This window comes from Tabrizicola soli (genome assembly GCF_015999335.1).
Lineage (GTDB): Bacteria > Pseudomonadota > Alphaproteobacteria > Rhodobacterales > Rhodobacteraceae > Tabrizicola > Tabrizicola soli.
In genome coordinates this window covers 168002-184671 of sequence record NZ_JAEACP010000010.1, presented here as the reverse complement: position 1 = coordinate 184671, position 16670 = coordinate 168002, and the positions used below count along the sequence as shown (strand labels likewise).

Here is a 16670-nt window from a genome sequence, read left to right as displayed (position 1 = left end):
CCCACATCCGACGCGAGAAACGCCGATCTGCCGCGCTGGCTTGACTGGTTCAACCGATCAAGACCACACTCCGCACTCAACCGAACGCCTCCCCTCTCAAAGGTGAACGACCTCGTAAGAACTCACACCTAGGGCCGCGTCGAGGCGCTGCCAGTTGGCAACGGTCCGGTCGGCCGGGGCCATCCCGTGATCGCCGCACTCCAGCCGAAGCCCGGCCTGCCCGAAAGCGGCGTCCACGAAATCGCAGTGATGCGGACGCGCCGCGTCGTCATGGGCATGGGGCCGGAAGAACCGGCAGGTCGCGCACATCCGTTGCACCGGGATCGCTCCGGCCTCCTGCAAGGAGCGGATCAGGCGCTGGAGGCCGGCCAGCATCTGCGCGCGCTCGGAACCGGGCAGGGCGGCGATCGCGGCGGTCAGGGCGGCAGGTGCGGCCGGGATCCGGGCCGCAACCTCCTGCCCGCGCGGGGTGGCGCGGAGCAGCCGGGCGCGGCCGTCGGCAGGATCGGCCTCGCGCAGGGCCAGACCCTTGGCCACCAGCGCCGCCACCGTGTCGCTGGCCGAAGCCGCCGACACGCCCAGATGCGCCGCCAGCTCGGCCAGGCGCTGCGGCCGCCGCACGATGCGCAACAGGCTTTCGGCCTGCGCCGGGTTCAGGCCGAAGGGCGCGCCCGCCTGCCAGAGCCCGGCGCGGCCAAGGGCCGAAAGCCGGCCGATCCCGGCGATGATCTGGTGCAGCTGATCCAGCTTGTCGCCCTCCGCCCATGATCACTTAGGACTCCTTATCAAATCGGAGTCAAGCCGGATCGGGGCTGGTGCAAGGCGGGGCGAGGGCACAGACTGCATGGGAGTGCAGCATCGACCGGGAGTCGGGAATGGAACAGCGGATGAACTATTTCGCAAAGGCGCCAGAGCTGATGAAATCGGTCCTGGCCCTGAACGAGGCGGTCGAGACCTGCGGGCTGGAGAAAAGCCTGCTGCACCTGATCAAGCTGCGCGCCTCACAGATCAACGGCTGCTCCTATTGCGTCGACATGCATGCGCATGAGGCGCTGGAGGATGGCGACAGCCTGCAGCGGGTGCTGCTGGTCGCGGCATGGCGGGAATCGCCGCTGTTCACCGAACGCGAACGCGTGGCCTTCGCCTGGACCGAAGCACTGACCCGGGTCGCCGATGGCGGAGTGCCGGATGCGCTTTATGCGGCGGCCCTCGCGCAGTTTTCGGAGAGCGAGCTGGTGAAGCTGACGGTCGCGGTGTCGATCATCAACACCTGGAACCGGCTGAGCGTCGCCTTCCACGCCCTGCACCCGATCCGGGACTGATCTGTCGGCCGTCAGCCCTGCCGCCAGTAGTCGTTCGCGGCGGCCACGGTGGCGAAATGCGTCGCGACCACCTGGCTGATGGCGATCAGCGCATCGGCGTCTTCGGCATATTCCGGGCGCAGACGGTCGCGCACCGCGGCATCGGGCTGGGTCAGCTTGACCGCCACCCGGGCCAGTTTCACCGCAAGGTCATAGCCTTCGGTCGGGGTCTTCGTGATCAGGCTTGGGAGCCAGTCGGACATGGTGCTCTCCTTGCAGCGGGGGTTGCGGGATCAGGATGCGGCAGGCGTCGCCCTCGGGGTCGCTGAACTGGCCGTGGCGCAGGGCCCAGAAGAAGGCGGCCAGCCCGGCCAGGCCCATGCCGATCGAGAGCGGGATGAGAAAGCCGATGTTCATGGGGCCTCGCGGTCGATGGCGTGCCAGGCGTGCCAGGTGCCGTGGCCGAGAAGCGGGAAGATCAGCAGGAGCCCCGCCAGCCCGGTCAGCAGCGACAGGACCAGCCCGGCGCTGACGATGGCGCCCCAGGCCAGCATCGGCCGCAGGTTCTGCGCCGCCATCGCGAAGCTGCGGCCCATCGCGGTCAGGGCGTCGCGCCGGGTCGAGACCATCATCGGAAAGGAGAAGACGCTGACCGCGAAGGCGAAGGCTGCGAACAGCCCGCCCACCAGCATGCCTGTCGCGATCAGCGCCCATCCCCGAGGCGTGGTGAGCGCGTTCTCGAACGCCTCGGCCGCGCCGGGGAAGGGTTGAAGCCCGAAGAAGAGGGCATAGAGCAGGTCCGCCGCCCGCAGCCAGAACAGGACCAGGAGGCCAAGGAGCAGCCCGGCCATGGCGATCTGCCCGGCTGCGCCGGGGGCAAGGCGCAGGACCATGAAGGCGGTCGGCGGCTCGTCCCGGGCCAGGCGGCGGCTTTTCTCGTAAAGGCCGACGGCCAGGAAGGGGCCGACGATCAGAAAGCCCGACAGCGCGGGCAGGGCGAGGTAGAGCAGGCCCCAGAGCGCCAGCGCCCAGAGCACGGCCCAGGACAGCGCCAGCACCGCCGCGCCATAGGCGAGGCTGGAGCCGGGCGCGCGGGAGAGGTCGCGCCAGCCGGCGGCCAGCCAGTCCAGCGCGGCGCGGGCGGGCAGGTGGCGCGCGTGCGGACTCTCGACGGCGATGGGCTTGTGCAGGGTGGGAAGCGGTTCGAGCATCGGGACCTCAGCAGCTGTGCCGGGCGGGGGCGGGGCCGTCGGCCAGGGCGGTGCAGGCCGGTTGCGACCCGACTGCCGCGATGACCAGATGGATGTTCGCCGCAAGGAAGACCGCGATCACGACGGCCGCTCCGGCAAGGGCGAGGCTGCGCTGGCGGGCGGGGCTCATGGCTTCGCCTCCGGCAGGGTAGAGACGTAGAGCGCGAGGAGGTTGACCTCGGCCGGGGTGAGGCGCTGGTTCCAGGCGGGCATGAAGCCGCGGCGGCCCTGTTTCAGCGTGGTCAGGATCGTGGCCTCGTCTTGGCCGTAGATCACCGCATCGTCGGTCAGCGAGGGCGCCCCGGCCATCAGCCCGCCGGTGCCGCCGTCGCCATGGCAGGAGGCGCAGTTCTCGGCGAAAAGCGCGGCGCCGGGGCTGTCGGCGGGGGCCTCGCCTTTGGGCAGGGCGGCGACATGGGTGGCGAGGGCCTGGCGGTCGGCGGGCTCCAGCCAGTCGAAGACGGGCATCTCGGCCACGCGGCTGTCCTCGGCGGCGTTGATGCCGATGGCGATGGTCTCGGCCACGGTCTCGGGCTCGCCACCCCAAAGCCAGTCGGCATCGTCCAGCGCCGGGAAGCCCGGACCGCCGGCACCGGCGGCGCCATGGCAGGCGGCGCAGTTGTCGGCGAAAAGGCGCGCGGCGGCGGGCATCGCCTGGGCCATCAGCAAGGGGTCGGATTTCAGCGCGGCGAAGTCGGGGGTCGTGAAATGGGTAAGCCAGCCCTGCCGCACCGTGTCCACCGCCTGATACCCGTCGCGCGCCATCCGGCCCTGGTCCAGGCCCCAGAGCCCGCGGGTATAGTCGCGCCCGGTGGGCCAGGCGGGCAGCAGGATCCAGGCGATCACCGCGTAGATGAAGGTCAGCAGGAGCGCGATGGCGGCAATTTTCGGGAACGGGGTGTTCAGTTCCTGGATACCGCCCCAGTCGTGGCCGGTGGTGTCGTAGCCGGTGACCGGGTCGATCAGGCGGTTGCCGGTATGCGGGTCGGCGCCGGGCAGGTCGTGCGGGTCGGAGGTCCTGGTCATTCCGGCGTCTCCCCCTCCAGCACCGAGCGCGCGGCCCGCTCATGCGCGGCGCGGCGCGAGGGCGCATAGGCGCGGATGGCGACGACCGCCAGGAAGCCCATCATCCAGATCGGGCCGAAGGTCTTTGCCAGAAGGACAAGGATGTCATGGCTCATGGCGCGGTCCCTTCCTGCGCCAGCCGCGCGGCCTCGGTCTGGGTGCCGAGCGATTGCAGATAGGCGACCACCGCGTCCATCTCGGTCAGGCGCGACGGATCGCCGTCGAAGGCGCGCTGGACGGGGCGGTCGCCGTGCCGCTCGCGGAAGGCGTCGGTGCCCGCGCCGTCGGGGGCGGCCTGCGCCCTTGCATCGGCTTCGGCCCCGGCGATCATCGCCTCGTCATAGGGCAGGCCCAGCCGGGCCAGCGTGGCCAGCGCGCCGGGCAGGCCCGAGGTATCCAGGGGCTGCATCAGCCAGGGATAGGCCGGCATGATCGAGGCCGGGACCACCGCGCGCGGGTCGGTCAGATGCGCGACCTGCCAGGCGTCGGAGTATTTTCCGCCCAGCCGGGCGAGGTCCGGGCCGGTGCGCTTCGACCCCCAGAGCATCGGGTGGTCATATGCGCTTTCCGAAGCCAGCGAATAGGGGCCGTAGCGGTCGATCTCGTCGGCCAGGCTGCGGACCATCTGGCTGTGACAGGCATAGCAGCCCTCGCGCATGTAGATCTCGCGGCCGGCCAGTTCCAGCGGTGTGAGGGGCCGCAGGTCGGCGGGGATCTCGACCGTCTCGTCGATGGTGAAGAGGGGCGCGATCTCGACCAGGCCGCCGACCGAGGCGGCGAGGATGATCGCGCCGACAAGGCCCATCGACAGCTTTTCCAGGTTGTAGTGCAGGCGCAGGACCATGGGACTACTCCGCCGCCTGCGCCACAAGGGGGCGGTCGTTCTGCAGGTCGCGGCTACGCGAGGCGCGCAACGTGGCGCGGCAGTTCAGCGTGCAGATCACCGCCCCGGTCAGGAACATCGCGCCGCCCATGGCGCGCAAGAGGTAATAGGGCGCCATCGCCTGCACCGATTCCAGGAAGCTGTAGGAAAGCGCGCCGTTCGCGTCATAGGCCCGCCACATCAGCCCCTGGGTGATGCCCGCGTTCCACATCGCGATGACGTAGACCAGCGTGCCGAGGACGGCGAGCCAGAAGTGCCATTCCACCGCCTTCGGCCAGGCCATGGTCTCGCGCCCCGCCATCTGCGGCACCAGGGTGTAGATCGCGCCGAAGATGATCATCGCGACCCAGCCGAGCGTGCCGGAATGGACATGGCCCACGGTCCAGTCGGTGTAGTGCGACAGCGAGTTCACCGGGCGGATCGCAAGGAACGAACCCTCGAAGGTGGAAAGGCCGTAGAACACGGCCGCCACGAACATGAAGCGCAGCGTCGCATCGTCGCGCACCTTGCCCCAGGCGCCGTTCAGCGTGGCGATGGCATTGCCGGCCGAGGCCCAGGACGGCACCAGCAGCATGACCGAGAAGGTCATCCCCAGCGTCTGCACCCAGTAGGGCAGCGCGGTGTAGTGCAGGTGGTGCGAGCCGACCCAGATGTAGAAGAACACGATGCCCCAGAAGGACAGGATCGAGAGGCGATAGGACCAGATCGGCCGGCCCGCGCGGACGGGGAGGAAGTAGTAGAGCATCCCCAGGAAGCCGGCGGTCAGGAAGAAGGCCACCGCGTTGTGGCCGTACCACCACTGGATCATCGCATCCTGCACGCCCGCCCAGACGGTATAGCTTTTCGATCCCGCCCAACTGACCGGCAGGGCGATGTTGTTGACGATGTGCAGCATCGCCACGACCAGGATGAAGGCCAGGTAATACCAGTTTGCGACGTAGATATGCGGTTCGGCCCGCCGCGCCAGCGTGCGCATGTAAAGCGTGAAATAAAGCACCCAGACCGCGACCAGCCACAGGTCGGCATACCATTCCGCCTCGGCATATTCCTTGGACTGGGTGGCGCCCATCAGATAGCCGGTCACCGCCCAGGCGCAGAACAGGTTGTAGCCGATCAGCACGACCCAGGGGCTCAGCGCATCCGCCAGCCGTGCCCGCGAGGTGCGTTGCAGCACCCAGAACGAGGTCGCGATCAGCGCGTTGCCGCCAAAGCCGAAGATGATGCCGGTGGTATGCACCGGGCGCAACCGGCCGAAGCTGGTGGCAGGCCAGGGCGGCGTCGCCTCGGGCCAGTAGAGCAGCGCGGCCACCCAGACGCCCGCGACCATGCCGACCATGGCCCAGGCCAGCGTCATCCAGATGCCGAAGCGCGTCGGCCCGTCGTCATAGCGCAAGACGCGGTCGGGGTCGGCGGGGGGCGCGTCATAAAGCACCCCGCCCAGCCGGAACACCAGGCCAAGGCCAAGCACCAGCGCCATCGTCCCGTGCAGCGCCATCACGCTGTCCCGCGCGAGGGCGGCCATCGCCAGCCCCATCAGCGCGAGGGCCGCCGAAAGGCCGATGCCGATCTGCCGTTCCGATGTGGTCAGCGAGGCGGGCAGGTTCACACGAATTCCTCCGCAAGCAGGAAATCCGGACGTAGCGCGATATCCGCCAGCGTCGAGCGGTCGAGATCGGCAAGGAAGGCCGCCTCGGCCGCGCGCAGCCGCGCCTTCAACCGGCAGCGCCCGTCGATGGTGCAGTCGCCGCCGTCCGGCCCGAAACATTCGACCAGCGGTTGCCCCTCCTCGAGCAGGCGGATGATCGCGCCCAGGCGGATCTCGCCGGCGGGACGGGCCAGCATCGCGCCGCCGCCGCTGCCGCGTCGGGTCGCGACATAGCCGGCCTGGGCAAGCTTCTGGACGATCTTGGTCAGGTGGTGACGCGAAAGACCGAATTCCTGCGCCATCTCGGCCGTGGAGATCCCCTGTCCGGGCGTGCCCGCCATGCGCATCAACATCCGCAAGCCATAATCGGTGAACGAGGTAAGGCGCATCCGGGATGGTCCGTCCTTAATAGGTATTTACAATACCAATTAGCAGGTTTAAACCGGAATGCAAGCCCAACCGGATGCCCGGCGGTGCTGGGGTCCTCCGAAGGCGACGTGCTGTTTCACCCTTCCGGAAGGAGAGAGCGCCGATGTCCGACCCCTCACTGCCGCGCGGCACCCTGGAAATGTCCGAACGTCGCCGCGCACTTGCGCCCGAACCCGAGGCGGCGTTCCGCGCCTTCTCGACGGCGGTCTTCGCCGATGGCGCGCTGGACAAGCGCACCAAGCAATTGATCGCGGTCGCGGTGGCCCATGTCACGCAATGCCCCTGGTGCATCGAGGGCCACGTCAAGGCGGCCGGGCGCGAAGGCGCCAGTCCCGAGCAGATCATGGAGGCGATCTGGGTCGCCGCCGAGATGCGCGCCGGGGCCTCCTATGCCCATGCGCTGAAGGCGATCCAGGCCATGGGCGGCGGGGCAGGGTGATGCCTCCGGTTCCGCCGGTCCCCGATCACTCCGCCGACCGGATCCGCGTCAAACGGATCTACCGGGCGGTCCGGGTTTCGGACGGCAGCCGGGTTCTGGTCGACCGGCTCTGGCCGCGCGGCCTGGCCAAGGACCGCGTCCGCCTGCATTCCTGGTGCAAGGAGATCGCGCCCAGCGACGAATTGCGCCGCTGGTATCACGCAAACCCCGATGCATGGCAGGAGTTCACCGCCCGCTACCGGGAGGAGCTTTCCCAAAAGGACGACCTCGTGCGCGAGCTGGCGGGACTGGCGGCCGACGGCGTGGTGACGCTGCTTTACGCCTCGAAGGAGGAGGAGCACAACAACGCCATCGTACTGCGCGACTACCTGCGGCAGATCCTTGAAAAGAATGGCAAGAGGGGCGGGGACGCCGAAGGTTAGCCCGCTCACCCCCCCTCGCGGAGGGCGCTGCATTCCGCCGCATGATGGAAAGCGGCGGTTGCCCCGCACCTCCGCTTCTGGTCCAGTATCGGCATGACCACGCGGGACAGGAGTGACGCAGCATGACACGCAGCACCGCCGGACGCGGACGGCTTTACGACAGCATCCTCGATACCGTGGGCGACACGCCTGCGGTGCGCCTCGCCCGCCTGGCCCCGCCGCATGTCGCGCTTTACGTCAAGGTCGAGGCCTTCAATCCCGGCGGCTCGGTCAAGGACCGGCTGGCGCTGAACATCATCGAGGCGGCCGAGGCCTCGGGGGCGCTGCGTCCCGGGCAGACGGTGGTCGAGGCGACCAGCGGCAATACCGGGATCGGCCTGGCGATGGTCTGCGCCGCCAAGGGCTATCCGCTGGTGCTGACCATGGCCGAGACCTTCTCGGTCGAGCGTCGGCGGCTGATGCGCTTCCTCGGCGCGAAGGTGGTGCTGACGCCGAAGGAGCTGAAGGGCTTCGGCATGTACCAGAAGGCGCGCGAGCTGGCCGAACGGAACGGCTGGTTCCTGGCGCGCCAGTTCGAGACCGCCGCCAATGCCGAGATCCACGAGGCCACCACCGCGCGCGAGATCCTGGCCGACTTCGACGGGCGGCTGGACTATTTCGTGTCGGGCTACGGCACCGGCGGCACGGTGACCGGGGTGTCGCGCGTGCTGCGCCGGGAAAGCCCGGCGACGCGCATCATCCTGACCGAGCCGGCCAACGCGGCCCTCGTGTCCAGCCGGACGGCACAGGAGCGCGACGCCGAAGGCGCGCCCGCCGTCGGCCATCCCGCCTTCAACCCGCATCCGATCCAGGGCTGGACGCCCGATTTCATCCCGCTGGTGTTGCAGGAGGCGCTGGACCGGGACGGCTATGACGAGCTGATCCCCGTCTCCGGCCCGGATGCGATGGCCGCCGCCCGGGCGCTGGCGCGGCAGGAAGGCATCTTCACCGGCATCTCGGGCGGGGCCACGCTGGCGGTGGCGCTGAAGGTGGCCGAAACCGCCCCCGCTGGCGCGCGCCTGCTGTGCATGTTGCCCGACACCGGCGAACGCTACCTTTCGACTCCGCTGTTCGACGGCATCGAGCCCGGCATGACCGGGGAGGAAATCGCGCTGATGCGCTCGACCCCCGGCTACCAGATGCCCTGACACCTGGTAGACGCGCCAAACACCCGCAGGTTGCATCCGGGCCCAGAGATGCGTGATGGCGAAATAACCTGGGCAGAAGATGATGGCCAATCCTCCCGCAAGCCGTTGATTTACCGTGGCGTTATCGCCGGCCCGGGCACATCCCCGCAATAATTCCGAACTGGGGCGCGACCCTGGCCCGCCCTATCCTGTCCGGGATCGCGCAGGGTCGCGCCAGTGTCCGTGGATGCCGGCGCCTTGGCCTGAGCGGTCTTTCAACCGCTATCAACCGTTTGAGGAAGATCAGAATGAAGAACCAGATTGCCACCAGGGGCGCGGCCCTTGGACTGGGCACCGTTTCCGTGCTCGCCCTTGTCGCCGGCATTGCATGGGCGGCGGATGGTGCGGGCGTGCTCGACGCGACCTTCGGCGCGGGCGAGGAAGACGGCACTCCGGCCGGTGTGGTCTCGACTTCGCTGGGCAATGGCAATGACGCGGCCGAAGATCTGGCTGTCGGCGCGGATGGCGCGGTCGCCATCGTCGGCAACCGCCACAACGGGCAAAGCAACGATATCGTCATCGTGCGCTACACGAACGATGGCAGCCTTGACGCCGGTTTCGGCGTGGGCAAGGAGGATGGCACCCCGGATGGCGTGGTGAGCATCTCGCTGGGCGAAGGGGACGACTTCGGCACTGCAATCGCCACCCAGTCCGACGGCAAGACCGTCATCGCCGGCTACCATGAGGAAGGCACCTCGACCAACATGGTCGTGCTGCGCCTGAACCCGGACGGCACGCTGGACCAGGGCTTCGGCGCCGCCGATGACGGGACCGGGAACGGTATCGTCAACATCTCTCTGGGCGATGGCAATGACGTGGCCCGCGACGTGGCGATCCAGCCCGACGGCAAGATCGTGCTGGCCGGCGACAGCGTGGTGGCCGACGGCTCGACCAACATCATCCTGGCCCGGCTGAACGCCGACGGCAGCATCGACGAAAGCTTCGGCCAGTCCGAGGACGGCACCCCGAACGGCTTTGTCGCCACCTCGCTGGGCGCAGGCAACGACATCGCCAACGCCCTGGTCCTGCAGGCCGATGGCGCGATCGTCGTCGCGGGCTCGCGCCTGGCCGAGGACGGGTCGTCCAACATGCTCGTGGCCCGCTACGACGCGGCGGGCGTTCCGGATGCCACCTTCGGCGTCTCGGGCGATGACGGCACCCCGGAGGGCTTCGTCAACATCTCGCTGGGCGATGGCAATGACGTCTTCCGCGATGTGGCGCTGCAGGCCGACGGCAAGATCGTCGTGGTCGGGGACAGCGTCTCGGCTGACGGGTCGTCCAACTTTGTTCTGGCCCGCCTGAATGCCGATGGCACCCCGGACGAGGCTTTCGGGGTGTCCGAGGACGGCACCCCGAACGGCTTTGCCTCGACCTCGCTGGGTGATGGCAACGACTTCGCGACCGGCGTCGCGGTGCAGGCTGACGGACGCATCGTCGTGGCCGGCTACCACCAGGCCGGGGACAGCACCAACATCGCCGTCGCGCGCTTCGATGCGGCGGGAGAGCTGGACCAGTCCTTCGGGCAGGCCGATGACGGCACCGGCAACGGCATCGCCAGCATCTCGCTGGGGGACGGCGATGACATCGCCAACGGCGTCGCGCTACAGGGGGACAAGCTGATCGTCGTCGCGGGCACCACTGCCGCCGAGGATGGCAGCACCAACATCGCCGTGCTGCGCCTTACCGCCCAATAAGGCCATTCGGGAAAGGGCGGCCCGGCCTCGGGCCGCCCTGACCATACTTCCGGCGGACGGATCCCCGCCCTTTGCCGAAGCCACCCTCCCTTCCCGCTGTGCTATCCTGCCCTGGAAGTTCACCGCGCAGGCCAGGATGTTAAACGAAGCCGACCTCTGCCGCCTGCTTCCGGAATGGCGCAAGGCCTCCCGGGTGAAGCAGCAGACCCTAGCCGAAATGCTCGGCGTCACGCAGACCCTGGTTTCCAACTGGGAAACCGGCAAGGCCGCCCCCGGCAAGCGGCTGAGGCTGCGCCTTCTGGACATCATGTCCCCGGCAGGCGTGCATCGTGTCGATGCCGACCGCCTGGCGCTGGAAAAGGCGCCCAATCCCCGCGCCTCCTTGGATCTTGACGGGGTACGGCTGGTCTGCGCCTCCCGCGGCATGCACGCCCTCTGGCCGACATTCTCCAGCCTGACCAACACCCGGCTGATCGAGCGCCTGGTGGATGAGGCCAGCCTTTTCCTGCACGACGAGGACTTCGTGAAGGCGGTGCGGCGGGGCGAGGTCGCGATGGTCTCGGCGGTCAGCAGGCGTCATGTGGCGATCGACGTTGACCAGGATTGCCTGCATCACTGGCTGGCCGTGTTCCGGGGCCACGGCACCTCGATGCATGTCGAGATGACCTATGAGCCCTGCGATGCCGTAGCACAGACGGGGATAAGGGACGTGGTGTTCTTCGACGATCTCGCGGCGTGATGCGGGGACCATCCAGACTCTGCGCTGCTCTCCGCGGCATTCGGCTCCGGGACAGACCCCCTGTTCCACGACCCGACCGTTCGGCATCGCCTCTTCCTCGACCGGATTACCATCTCCGGCCCGAGTGATCGCCCCACGTCCAACATGGGCTGTGCCGGAGCGTCGCAAGGACCCCGTGTCTGAACCCGACGGAACAAATTCCGGCCTTGCCGCGTTTGACGGGGGTTTCCAGCAAGATGGACAGATGGCGTTGCAGCATTCCGATCCCCCCATCCATTCTCCCCTGCGGGTCGGTCCCGCCGCGCTTCCTGGTCAGGAGACCCTGACCTGTTTCGCGGCGGCCTTCTTTACGCTGGCGCTGCTCACCGACTGGGCCTATGTCCAGACCATGATCCTGACCTGGCAGGACTTCTCGTCCTGGCTTCTGTTTGCGGGGCTGGTGGCGGGCGGGATCGCGGTCCTCCTTTGGCTGATCGGCCTTGCGCTTTATCGGCAGCGGCCGGTCTGGATCATCGTCATCCTGAACGCCCTGGTGCTGGCGGCGGCCTTCCTGAACAGCCTGGTCCATGCGGGCGACGGCTGGACCGCCATCGTCCCCTGGGGGATCGGGCTGTCCCTCGTGACCTGCGTCCTGATGCTGGCCTCGGCTGTCCTGCGGCGCCAGGCGTTCCACCGGATCCACGCGGCCTGAAGGAGAGAGCCATGACCCCCATCGGCCTTGCCAAGTGCGCGCTTCTGTTGTCCGGCGTCGGCTTTGCCGCCCAGGCTCAGGACTTCGACATCACCAGCCAGATCGGGCCCGATCCGGTGCTGCCCGATCCGGTCTATGTCAGCCTGTCGCCCGACCTCAACGTGGCCGAGGTCGTCGGTTGGGCCGAAGGCCAGACGCCCCAGGTCCCCGAGGGATTGACCATCTCAGCCTATGCCACCGATCTCGTCAATCCCCGCACCGTCCACACCCTGCCCAACGGCGATGTGCTGGTGATCCAGTCCCGCGCGCCCGAGGGCAAGCCGAAATACCGGCCCAAGGACTATATCCGCGGCTGGATCATGTCGATCGCCGCGGGGGGCGGTCAGGGGCCGCAGCAGGACAGCAACCTGATCACCCTCCTGCGCGACCCTAACCGCGACGGGGTGGTGGATGAACGGCATGACCTCCTGACCGGCCTGAACTCGCCCTTCGGGGTGGCCTGGATCGACGACACGCTCTATGTCGCCCTCGCCGATGCCGTGGTCAGCTATCCCTATACCCTGGGCGACACCGCGATTGCGGACGCTGCGCAACTGCTCACCCCGCTGCCCGGCGGGCCGCTCAACCACCACTGGACCAAGGACCTGGCCCTCGGCCCGGACGGGACCATGCTCTATGCCTCGGTCGGGTCGAACTCGAATGCCGGCGAGAACGGGATGGAGGCCGAGCGTGGCCGCGCCGCGATCTGGCAGATCGACCGGGCAACCGGGGCCTCGAAGCCTTACGCCACCGGCCTGCGCAACCCGAACGGGCTGATCTTCCACCCCGAGACCGGCGTCCTCTGGGCGGTGATCAACGAACGCGACGAGCTGGGGCCGAACCTGGTGCCCGACTACATGACCTCGGTGCAGGAGGGGGCGTTCTACGGCTGGCCCTACAGCTATTACGGCGCCCATGTCGACGAACGCGTCCGCCCGGCACGGCCCGACCTGGTGGCGACGGCGATCGCGCCGGACTACGCGCTGTCCAGCCATGTGGCGGCGCTGGGGCTGGTGTTCACCAACGGCTCGGCCCTGCCCGAGGCCTACGGCAACGGCGCTTTCGTCGGCCAGCACGGCAGCTGGAACCGGGATGAGTTCAACGGCTACAAGGTGTCCTACATCCCCTTCTCCAACGGCGTTCCCGATGGCATGGCGCAGGATGTCGTGACCGGCTTCCTGGTGGATGGCAAGGTGCGCGGCCGCCCCGTCGGCGTGGGGCTGGACGGCACCGGCGCGCTGCTGGTCGCCGATGACGCCGGCAACACCGTCTGGCGCGTCGCGGCGGCGGACGGCCGGGTCAGCGAAGCCCCGGTCGAGACCGACCGCGTCGCCACCGCGCCTGGCGCCGAACCCACAACGCCGCCCGCCGCCGGCAGCCCGGAACCCGCTGCGCCCTAGCCGCAGATCTCCAGCGTCAGCACCGGCAGCGAGGTCCAGACCGCCGCCGCCAGCGCCGCCCCCGCCAGAAGGGTGGCCGTCGCCTGCACGAAGCGGAAGCCGGACGGACGATACAGGACCGCCAGCAGGATCAGCGTCTGGACCAGCACGAACAGCGCCGCCGCCGCGATCAGGGTCGCGCGCCGGTCCAGCCCCTCGGGCCAGTGCCGCGAACAGCCCAGGCCCTGAAGTGCGTAGATCGCGCAGAATCCGGCCAGCCAGACCGTAAGCGGCAGCGCGATGCGCAGGATCCCGGTCATGCCAGCACTCCCGGCAGCCAGGCCGCCCCCAGCGCCACGAGCCCGGTCGCGGCGGTGAAGTCGGCCCAGAGGCCGACGATCCGCGCCTCGCCGATGCGCAGGGCCTTCCCCGCGACCAGGCGCAGGGCAAGGTAGAACAGCATGATCAGCACCAGCCCGGCGTGAAACGCCACATGCCCCGCCAGAATCCACAGGGTCGCGTCATGGGCATGGCCCGCCGGATCCGGCCGCTCCAGCATCACGCTGCCCGCCGCCCCCGCCAGCGCCAGCGCCGCCAGGGCCGCCAGCCCGACCGCGGGACCGGCCCCGCGCCCGGCCCCGATCGCCCGCACCGCCAGACGCGGCGCCAGCGCCAGCGCGCCCGCTCCGCCCAGGGCCAGGGCCGGGCCCGCCACGTCCGGCCGCAGGAAGGACGGCGGCGGCCAGTTCGGCGCCACTGTCCAAAGGAAGGCATAGCCGAACAGGAGCGCGCCGAAATGGACGCCGTCCGCGAGAAGGAGGAACAGCGAGCCCCACCACCCCGGCGGGTCCGGCGTCTCGGAGGCCAAAGGCAGCATCGCGCCATGCCCGGCGTCGACCGGCCCCTCCATCCGCGCCGGGGCCAGCCGCCAGACCCAGACCAGCGCCACGGCGACCACGCCGACCAGGGCCAGGACCGAGACCGCATGGGCCTTGACCAGCGGGGCCAGGAAGGCCGTGCTGGTGACCACCGCCAGGAGGAAGGGCAGGACCGAGTTGCAGGGCAGCACGGCGACCTGCGCCGGGGCGCCCTGGGCGGTGGTGACGATCAGCGTCTCGCGCCGGCTGCGGGAGGTGTCGGCCAGATAGCCCTCGCCCCGCGCGATCTTCAGGTCGATCCTGGGATCGTCCAGCAGCGGATAGCGGCTGCCGACGATGGGGATCGAGGCGAAGCCATAGGGGGGAGAGGGCATCGGCGCCGCCCATTCCAGCGTTCCCGCCCCCCAGGGATTGCGCGGCCCCCGCGCTCGGGCAAAGGTGTTGATCGCCACGTCCAGGAGTACCAGGGCAAAGCCGATCGCCATGACGAAGGACGATACCGAGGCGACGAGGTTCAGCACCTCCCAGCCCTGCCCCTCGTCATAGGTCCAGGTGCGGCGGCGCTGGCCCAGAAGGCCCGCCAGATGCACCGCCAGGAAGGTGACGTGAAAGGCCGGCACCACCAGCCAGAAGGCCACTCCGCCCAGGCGGAAGACCTGGAAGCGCCCGGTCAGCAGCGGCTGGAAGTAGTAGACCGCCGCGATCATCGGGAAGACATAGCCGCCGATCAGGACGTAATGCAGGTGCGCCACGATGAAATGGGTGTCGTGGACCTGCCAGTTGAACGGAACGATGGCGATCATCACCCCGGTCAGCCCGCCGATGATGAACGTGGCGAAGAACCCGATGATCCACAGCATCGGCAGCTCCATCCGCACCCGGCCCTGCCGCAGCGTGCCGATCCAGGCGAAGATCATCACCGAGGTCGGCACCGCCACCAGCGTCGAGGCCGCCGAGAAGAACGCCAGCCCCAGATGCGGGATGCCGGTGGTGAACATGTGGTGCACCCAGAGCCCGAAGCTGAGGACCCCCAGCGACACCGCCGCCGCCACGACCCAGCCGTAGCCCAGAAGCGTGGTTCGCGCCATCACCGGCAGGATGGTGGCGATCATCCCGGCGGCGGGCAGGAAGATGATGTAGACCTCCGGGTGGCCGAACAGCCAGAACAGGTGCTGCCACAGCAGCGGGTCGCCGCCATTCTCCACCTGGAAGAACGGCCAGTCCAGCGCCCGCTCCAGTTCCAGCAGCAAGGATCCCAGGATCATCGGCGGGAAGGCGGTCAGGATCATCACCGCCACGACCAGGATGTACCAGGCGAAGATCGGCATCCGCGACAGGCTCATCCCCGCGGCGCGGTAGCGCAGCACCGTCACGATCACCTCGACCGCGGTGGCGATGGCCGAGACCTCGATCGAGGTGATGCCGAGGAGCCAGACATCCGCCCCGATCCCCGGCGAGAAGGCGGCCGAGGTCAGCGGCGGATACATGAACCAGCCGCCGTCCGGGGCAAGGCCCAGCAGCATCGCGACGATCACCGCGCTGCCGCCGAAGACATAGACCCAGAGGCCGTAGGCGCCGAGCCGCGGATAGGCGAGATCGCGGGTGCCCAGCATGCCGGGCAGCACGAGCATCGACAGCGCCTCGAAGAAGGGAATGGCGAACAGGAACATCATCACGGTGCCATGCATCGTGAAGACCTGGTCATAGGCTTCCGGCCCCATGAAGGCCGACCCCGGCGTGGCCAGCTGCGCGCGGATCAGCATGGCCAGGAGGCCGCCGATGACGAAAAAGGCGGTGGCGACCGCCAGGAACAGCCGCCCGATGTCGTTGTTGTTGCTGGTGGTCAGCCAGCCGCGAAGGCGCGGGTCGGGCGCCCAGATCCGCGCCAGCTCCCGGTGCAGGCGCAGTGCGGTCCTGCGGCGGGCGGTCATGGCGATCCCCCGCGCAGGAAGCGGTCCCAGGCGGCCGCGTCATGCGCCCTGACCGTGAAGACATGGCCCTTGTAGCCCGGCCCGCTGAACTCGGCGCTCTGGCCCGCATAGGTGCCGGGGGCGGCGGCCTGCAGCCGCAGCACGTTCACATGCCCCGGCACAGCGTCCAGCTTGCCCGCCAGACGCGGCACCCAGAAGGAATGCACCACGTCGCGGCTGGTGATCTCGACATTCACCGGGCGGCCGGCGGGGATGTGGAGCACATCCTCGGTCGCAAGGCCGGGCGCTTCGGGATAGCCGAAGGTCCAGGCCCATTGCCGCGCCTCGGCCCGCACGGTGACCAGACCCTCCGCCTCGTGCGGCAGCAGCCGCTCTCCGACCACCAGGCCATGGACGGTCAGCGCCGCCAGCGTGACCAGCGGAAAACCGAGGCCCAGACCATGGTGCCACAGCGCCGCGCCATTCCGGCCGGCGGCGGGCGGGGCGGAGGGGCGGCGCAGGATGGCCATGGCCAGCAGTCCCAGTACGAAGACCAGGATCGCCGCGCCACCGGCCAGCATGACCCACCACAGCCCGGCGATCGCCTCCGCGGCCGGTCCCGCCGGATGCAGCATCGACAGCCGCTCCTGGCAACCGGCAAGGGCCGACGGCGTTGTCCC

General features: G+C 69.1%; 23 protein-coding genes. 10 read left to right on the top strand and 13 right to left on the bottom strand.

The features are described from left to right. The coding region (locus I7S92_RS23475) for an integrase core domain-containing protein (RefSeq protein WP_197644081.1) at positions 1-132 on the top strand (132 nt) is incomplete at its 5' end. Here I7S92_RS23475 and I7S92_RS11315 read toward each other — a convergent pair. Then, positions 97-621 carry a MarR family winged helix-turn-helix transcriptional regulator gene (locus I7S92_RS11315; protein WP_197644078.1) on the bottom strand — a complete coding sequence of 175 codons (525 nt, stop codon included), beginning with the start codon at positions 619-621 and terminating at the stop codon, positions 97-99. The genes I7S92_RS23475 and I7S92_RS11315 overlap by 36 nt on opposite strands. Here I7S92_RS11315 and I7S92_RS11310 point away from each other — a divergent pair. Continuing rightward, entirely contained in the window at positions 583-768 is a 186-nt protein-coding gene (locus I7S92_RS11310) for a hypothetical protein (RefSeq protein WP_197644075.1), read from the top strand. The two genes, I7S92_RS11315 and I7S92_RS11310, sit on opposite strands and share 39 nt — an antisense overlap. Before the next feature lie 107 nt (positions 769-875). Then, positions 876-1322 carry a carboxymuconolactone decarboxylase family protein gene (locus I7S92_RS11305; protein WP_197644073.1) on the top strand — a complete coding sequence of 149 codons (447 nt, stop codon included), beginning with the start codon at positions 876-878 and terminating at the stop codon, positions 1320-1322. An 11-nt stretch (positions 1323-1333) separates the two neighbouring features. Here I7S92_RS11305 and I7S92_RS11300 read toward each other — a convergent pair whose 3' ends face one another. The 9 genes from I7S92_RS11300 to I7S92_RS11260 all read right to left on the bottom strand — a co-directional run bounded on the left by I7S92_RS11300 (position 1334) and on the right by I7S92_RS11260 (position 6533). Then, positions 1334-1564 (bottom strand): hexameric tyrosine-coordinated heme protein, encoded by a 231-nt coding sequence (locus I7S92_RS11300; protein ID WP_197644070.1) that lies wholly within the window; start codon positions 1562-1564, stop codon positions 1334-1336. Beyond that, entirely contained in the window at positions 1512-1718 is a 207-nt protein-coding gene (gene ccoS, locus I7S92_RS11295) for a cbb3-type cytochrome oxidase assembly protein CcoS (protein WP_197644067.1), read from the bottom strand. Before ccoS ends, I7S92_RS11300 begins: the two co-directional genes overlap by 53 nt. Beyond that, entirely contained in the window at positions 1715-2512 is a 798-nt protein-coding gene (locus I7S92_RS11290) for a DUF2189 domain-containing protein (RefSeq protein WP_197644065.1), read from the bottom strand. Before I7S92_RS11290 ends, ccoS begins: the two co-directional genes overlap by 4 nt. 7 nt (positions 2513-2519) lie before the next feature. Next, positions 2520-2681, bottom strand: coding sequence for a hypothetical protein (locus I7S92_RS11285; protein ID WP_197644063.1), 162 nt, complete (start codon positions 2679-2681; stop codon positions 2520-2522). Beyond that, the gene (ccoP, locus tag I7S92_RS11280) at positions 2678-3577 is read right to left on the bottom strand and encodes a cytochrome-c oxidase, cbb3-type subunit III (RefSeq protein WP_197644061.1); all 900 of its coding nucleotides are present in this window, start codon (positions 3575-3577) and stop codon (positions 2678-2680) included. The genes I7S92_RS11285 and ccoP overlap by 4 nt, the downstream gene beginning before the upstream one ends. Continuing rightward, on the bottom strand, positions 3574-3732 hold the full coding sequence (locus I7S92_RS11275) for a CcoQ/FixQ family Cbb3-type cytochrome c oxidase assembly chaperone (protein ID WP_197644059.1): 159 nt from the start codon (positions 3730-3732) through the stop codon (positions 3574-3576). The genes ccoP and I7S92_RS11275 overlap by 4 nt, the downstream gene beginning before the upstream one ends. Then, the gene (gene ccoO, locus I7S92_RS11270; protein WP_197644056.1) at positions 3729-4460 is read right to left on the bottom strand and encodes a cytochrome-c oxidase, cbb3-type subunit II; all 732 of its coding nucleotides are present in this window, start codon (positions 4458-4460) and stop codon (positions 3729-3731) included. Before ccoO ends, I7S92_RS11275 begins: the two co-directional genes overlap by 4 nt. Before the next feature lie 4 nt (positions 4461-4464). Further along, positions 4465-6033: a cytochrome-c oxidase, cbb3-type subunit I gene (gene ccoN, locus I7S92_RS11265; protein ID WP_386004154.1), complete on the bottom strand. Its 1569-nt coding sequence runs from the start codon at positions 6031-6033 to the stop codon at positions 4465-4467. Positions 6034-6101: 68 nt separating this feature from the next. After that, positions 6102-6533 (bottom strand): RrF2 family transcriptional regulator, encoded by a 432-nt coding sequence (locus I7S92_RS11260; protein ID WP_197644053.1) that lies wholly within the window; start codon positions 6531-6533, stop codon positions 6102-6104. A gap of 143 nt (positions 6534-6676) precedes the next feature. Between I7S92_RS11260 and I7S92_RS11255 the strand changes: the two genes are divergently transcribed. The 7 genes from I7S92_RS11255 to I7S92_RS11225 all read left to right on the top strand — a co-directional run bounded on the left by I7S92_RS11255 (position 6677) and on the right by I7S92_RS11225 (position 13223). Further along, a complete protein-coding gene (locus I7S92_RS11255) occupies positions 6677-7012 on the top strand; it encodes a carboxymuconolactone decarboxylase family protein (RefSeq protein WP_197644050.1) in 336 nt (111 codons plus the stop codon). Next, complete coding sequence (locus I7S92_RS11250) at positions 7012-7434, top strand: DUF488 domain-containing protein (protein ID WP_197644047.1); 423 nt, start codon at positions 7012-7014, stop codon at positions 7432-7434. Before I7S92_RS11255 ends, I7S92_RS11250 begins: the two co-directional genes overlap by 1 nt. Before the next feature lie 122 nt (positions 7435-7556). Next, positions 7557-8621: a cysteine synthase A gene (gene cysK, locus I7S92_RS11245; protein WP_197644045.1), complete on the top strand. Its 1065-nt coding sequence runs from the start codon at positions 7557-7559 to the stop codon at positions 8619-8621. A 287-nt stretch (positions 8622-8908) separates the two neighbouring features. Then, positions 8909-10354 (top strand): hypothetical protein, encoded by a 1446-nt coding sequence (locus I7S92_RS11240; protein ID WP_197644041.1) that lies wholly within the window; start codon positions 8909-8911, stop codon positions 10352-10354. Between the two features lie 136 nt (positions 10355-10490). Then, positions 10491-11093, top strand: a complete 603-nt coding sequence (locus I7S92_RS11235; protein ID WP_197644038.1) for a helix-turn-helix domain-containing protein — start codon at positions 10491-10493, stop codon at positions 11091-11093. Between the two features lie 244 nt (positions 11094-11337). Further along, positions 11338-11784, top strand: a complete 447-nt coding sequence (locus I7S92_RS11230) for a DUF2231 domain-containing protein (protein ID WP_197644035.1) — start codon at positions 11338-11340, stop codon at positions 11782-11784. An 11-nt stretch (positions 11785-11795) separates the two neighbouring features. Beyond that, positions 11796-13223 carry a PQQ-dependent sugar dehydrogenase gene (locus I7S92_RS11225; RefSeq protein WP_197644032.1) on the top strand — a complete coding sequence of 476 codons (1428 nt, stop codon included), beginning with the start codon at positions 11796-11798 and terminating at the stop codon, positions 13221-13223. Here I7S92_RS11225 and I7S92_RS11220 read toward each other — a convergent pair. From I7S92_RS11220 to I7S92_RS11210, 3 genes are read right to left on the bottom strand one after another with little or no spacing between them, the layout of a single operon-like run. After that, positions 13220-13522: a hypothetical protein gene (locus tag I7S92_RS11220; RefSeq protein ID WP_197644029.1), complete on the bottom strand. Its 303-nt coding sequence runs from the start codon at positions 13520-13522 to the stop codon at positions 13220-13222. The two genes, I7S92_RS11225 and I7S92_RS11220, sit on opposite strands and share 4 nt — an antisense overlap. After that, positions 13519-16011 carry a cbb3-type cytochrome c oxidase subunit I gene (locus I7S92_RS11215; protein WP_197644026.1) on the bottom strand — a complete coding sequence of 831 codons (2493 nt, stop codon included), beginning with the start codon at positions 16009-16011 and terminating at the stop codon, positions 13519-13521. Before I7S92_RS11215 ends, I7S92_RS11220 begins: the two co-directional genes overlap by 4 nt. Beyond that, positions 16008-16625, bottom strand: coding sequence for a cytochrome c oxidase subunit II (locus I7S92_RS11210; protein WP_242070166.1), 618 nt, complete (start codon positions 16623-16625; stop codon positions 16008-16010). The genes I7S92_RS11215 and I7S92_RS11210 overlap by 4 nt, the downstream gene beginning before the upstream one ends. Between the last annotated feature and the right edge of the window lie 45 nt (positions 16626-16670).

Bases quoted from the DNA above. Each gene is read 5' to 3' on its own strand.
- I7S92_RS11285 (WP_197644063.1), bottom strand. From the start codon at position 2,681: ATGAGCCCCGCCCGCCAGCGCAGCCTCGCCCTTGCCGGAGCGGCCGTC.
- I7S92_RS11250 (WP_197644047.1), top strand. From the start codon at position 7,012: ATGCCTCCGGTTCCGCCGGTCCCCGATCACTCCGCCGACCGGATCCGC.
- I7S92_RS11215 (WP_197644026.1), bottom strand. From the start codon at position 16,011: ATGACCGCCCGCCGCAGGACCGCACTGCGCCTGCACCGGGAGCTGGCG.
- I7S92_RS11310 (WP_197644075.1), top strand. From the start codon at position 583: ATGCGCCGCCAGCTCGGCCAGGCGCTGCGGCCGCCGCACGATGCGCAA.
- I7S92_RS11220 (WP_197644029.1), bottom strand. From the start codon at position 13,522: ATGACCGGGATCCTGCGCATCGCGCTGCCGCTTACGGTCTGGCTGGCC.
- I7S92_RS11240 (WP_197644041.1), top strand. From the start codon at position 8,909: ATGAAGAACCAGATTGCCACCAGGGGCGCGGCCCTTGGACTGGGCACC.
- I7S92_RS11260 (WP_197644053.1), bottom strand. From the start codon at position 6,533: ATGCGCCTTACCTCGTTCACCGATTATGGCTTGCGGATGTTGATGCGC.
- I7S92_RS11290 (WP_197644065.1), bottom strand. From the start codon at position 2,512: ATGCTCGAACCGCTTCCCACCCTGCACAAGCCCATCGCCGTCGAGAGT.
- I7S92_RS11255 (WP_197644050.1), top strand. From the start codon at position 6,677: ATGTCCGACCCCTCACTGCCGCGCGGCACCCTGGAAATGTCCGAACGT.
- I7S92_RS11300 (WP_197644070.1), bottom strand. From the start codon at position 1,564: ATGTCCGACTGGCTCCCAAGCCTGATCACGAAGACCCCGACCGAAGGC.
- I7S92_RS11210 (WP_242070166.1), bottom strand. From the start codon at position 16,625: ATGCTGCATCCGGCGGGACCGGCCGCGGAGGCGATCGCCGGGCTGTGG.
- I7S92_RS11305 (WP_197644073.1), top strand. From the start codon at position 876: ATGGAACAGCGGATGAACTATTTCGCAAAGGCGCCAGAGCTGATGAAA.
- I7S92_RS11275 (WP_197644059.1), bottom strand. From the start codon at position 3,732: ATGAGCCATGACATCCTTGTCCTTCTGGCAAAGACCTTCGGCCCGATC.
- ccoN (WP_386004154.1), bottom strand. From the start codon at position 6,033: ATGGGGCTGGCGATGGCCGCCCTCGCGCGGGACAGCGTGATGGCGCTG.
- ccoP (WP_197644061.1), bottom strand. From the start codon at position 3,577: ATGACCAGGACCTCCGACCCGCACGACCTGCCCGGCGCCGACCCGCAT.
- ccoS (WP_197644067.1), bottom strand. From the start codon at position 1,718: ATGAACATCGGCTTTCTCATCCCGCTCTCGATCGGCATGGGCCTGGCC.
- I7S92_RS11235 (WP_197644038.1), top strand. From the start codon at position 10,491: ATGTTAAACGAAGCCGACCTCTGCCGCCTGCTTCCGGAATGGCGCAAG.
- I7S92_RS11225 (WP_197644032.1), top strand. From the start codon at position 11,796: ATGACCCCCATCGGCCTTGCCAAGTGCGCGCTTCTGTTGTCCGGCGTC.
- I7S92_RS11230 (WP_197644035.1), top strand. From the start codon at position 11,338: ATGGCGTTGCAGCATTCCGATCCCCCCATCCATTCTCCCCTGCGGGTC.
- cysK (WP_197644045.1), top strand. From the start codon at position 7,557: ATGACACGCAGCACCGCCGGACGCGGACGGCTTTACGACAGCATCCTC.
- ccoO (WP_197644056.1), bottom strand. From the start codon at position 4,460: ATGGTCCTGCGCCTGCACTACAACCTGGAAAAGCTGTCGATGGGCCTT.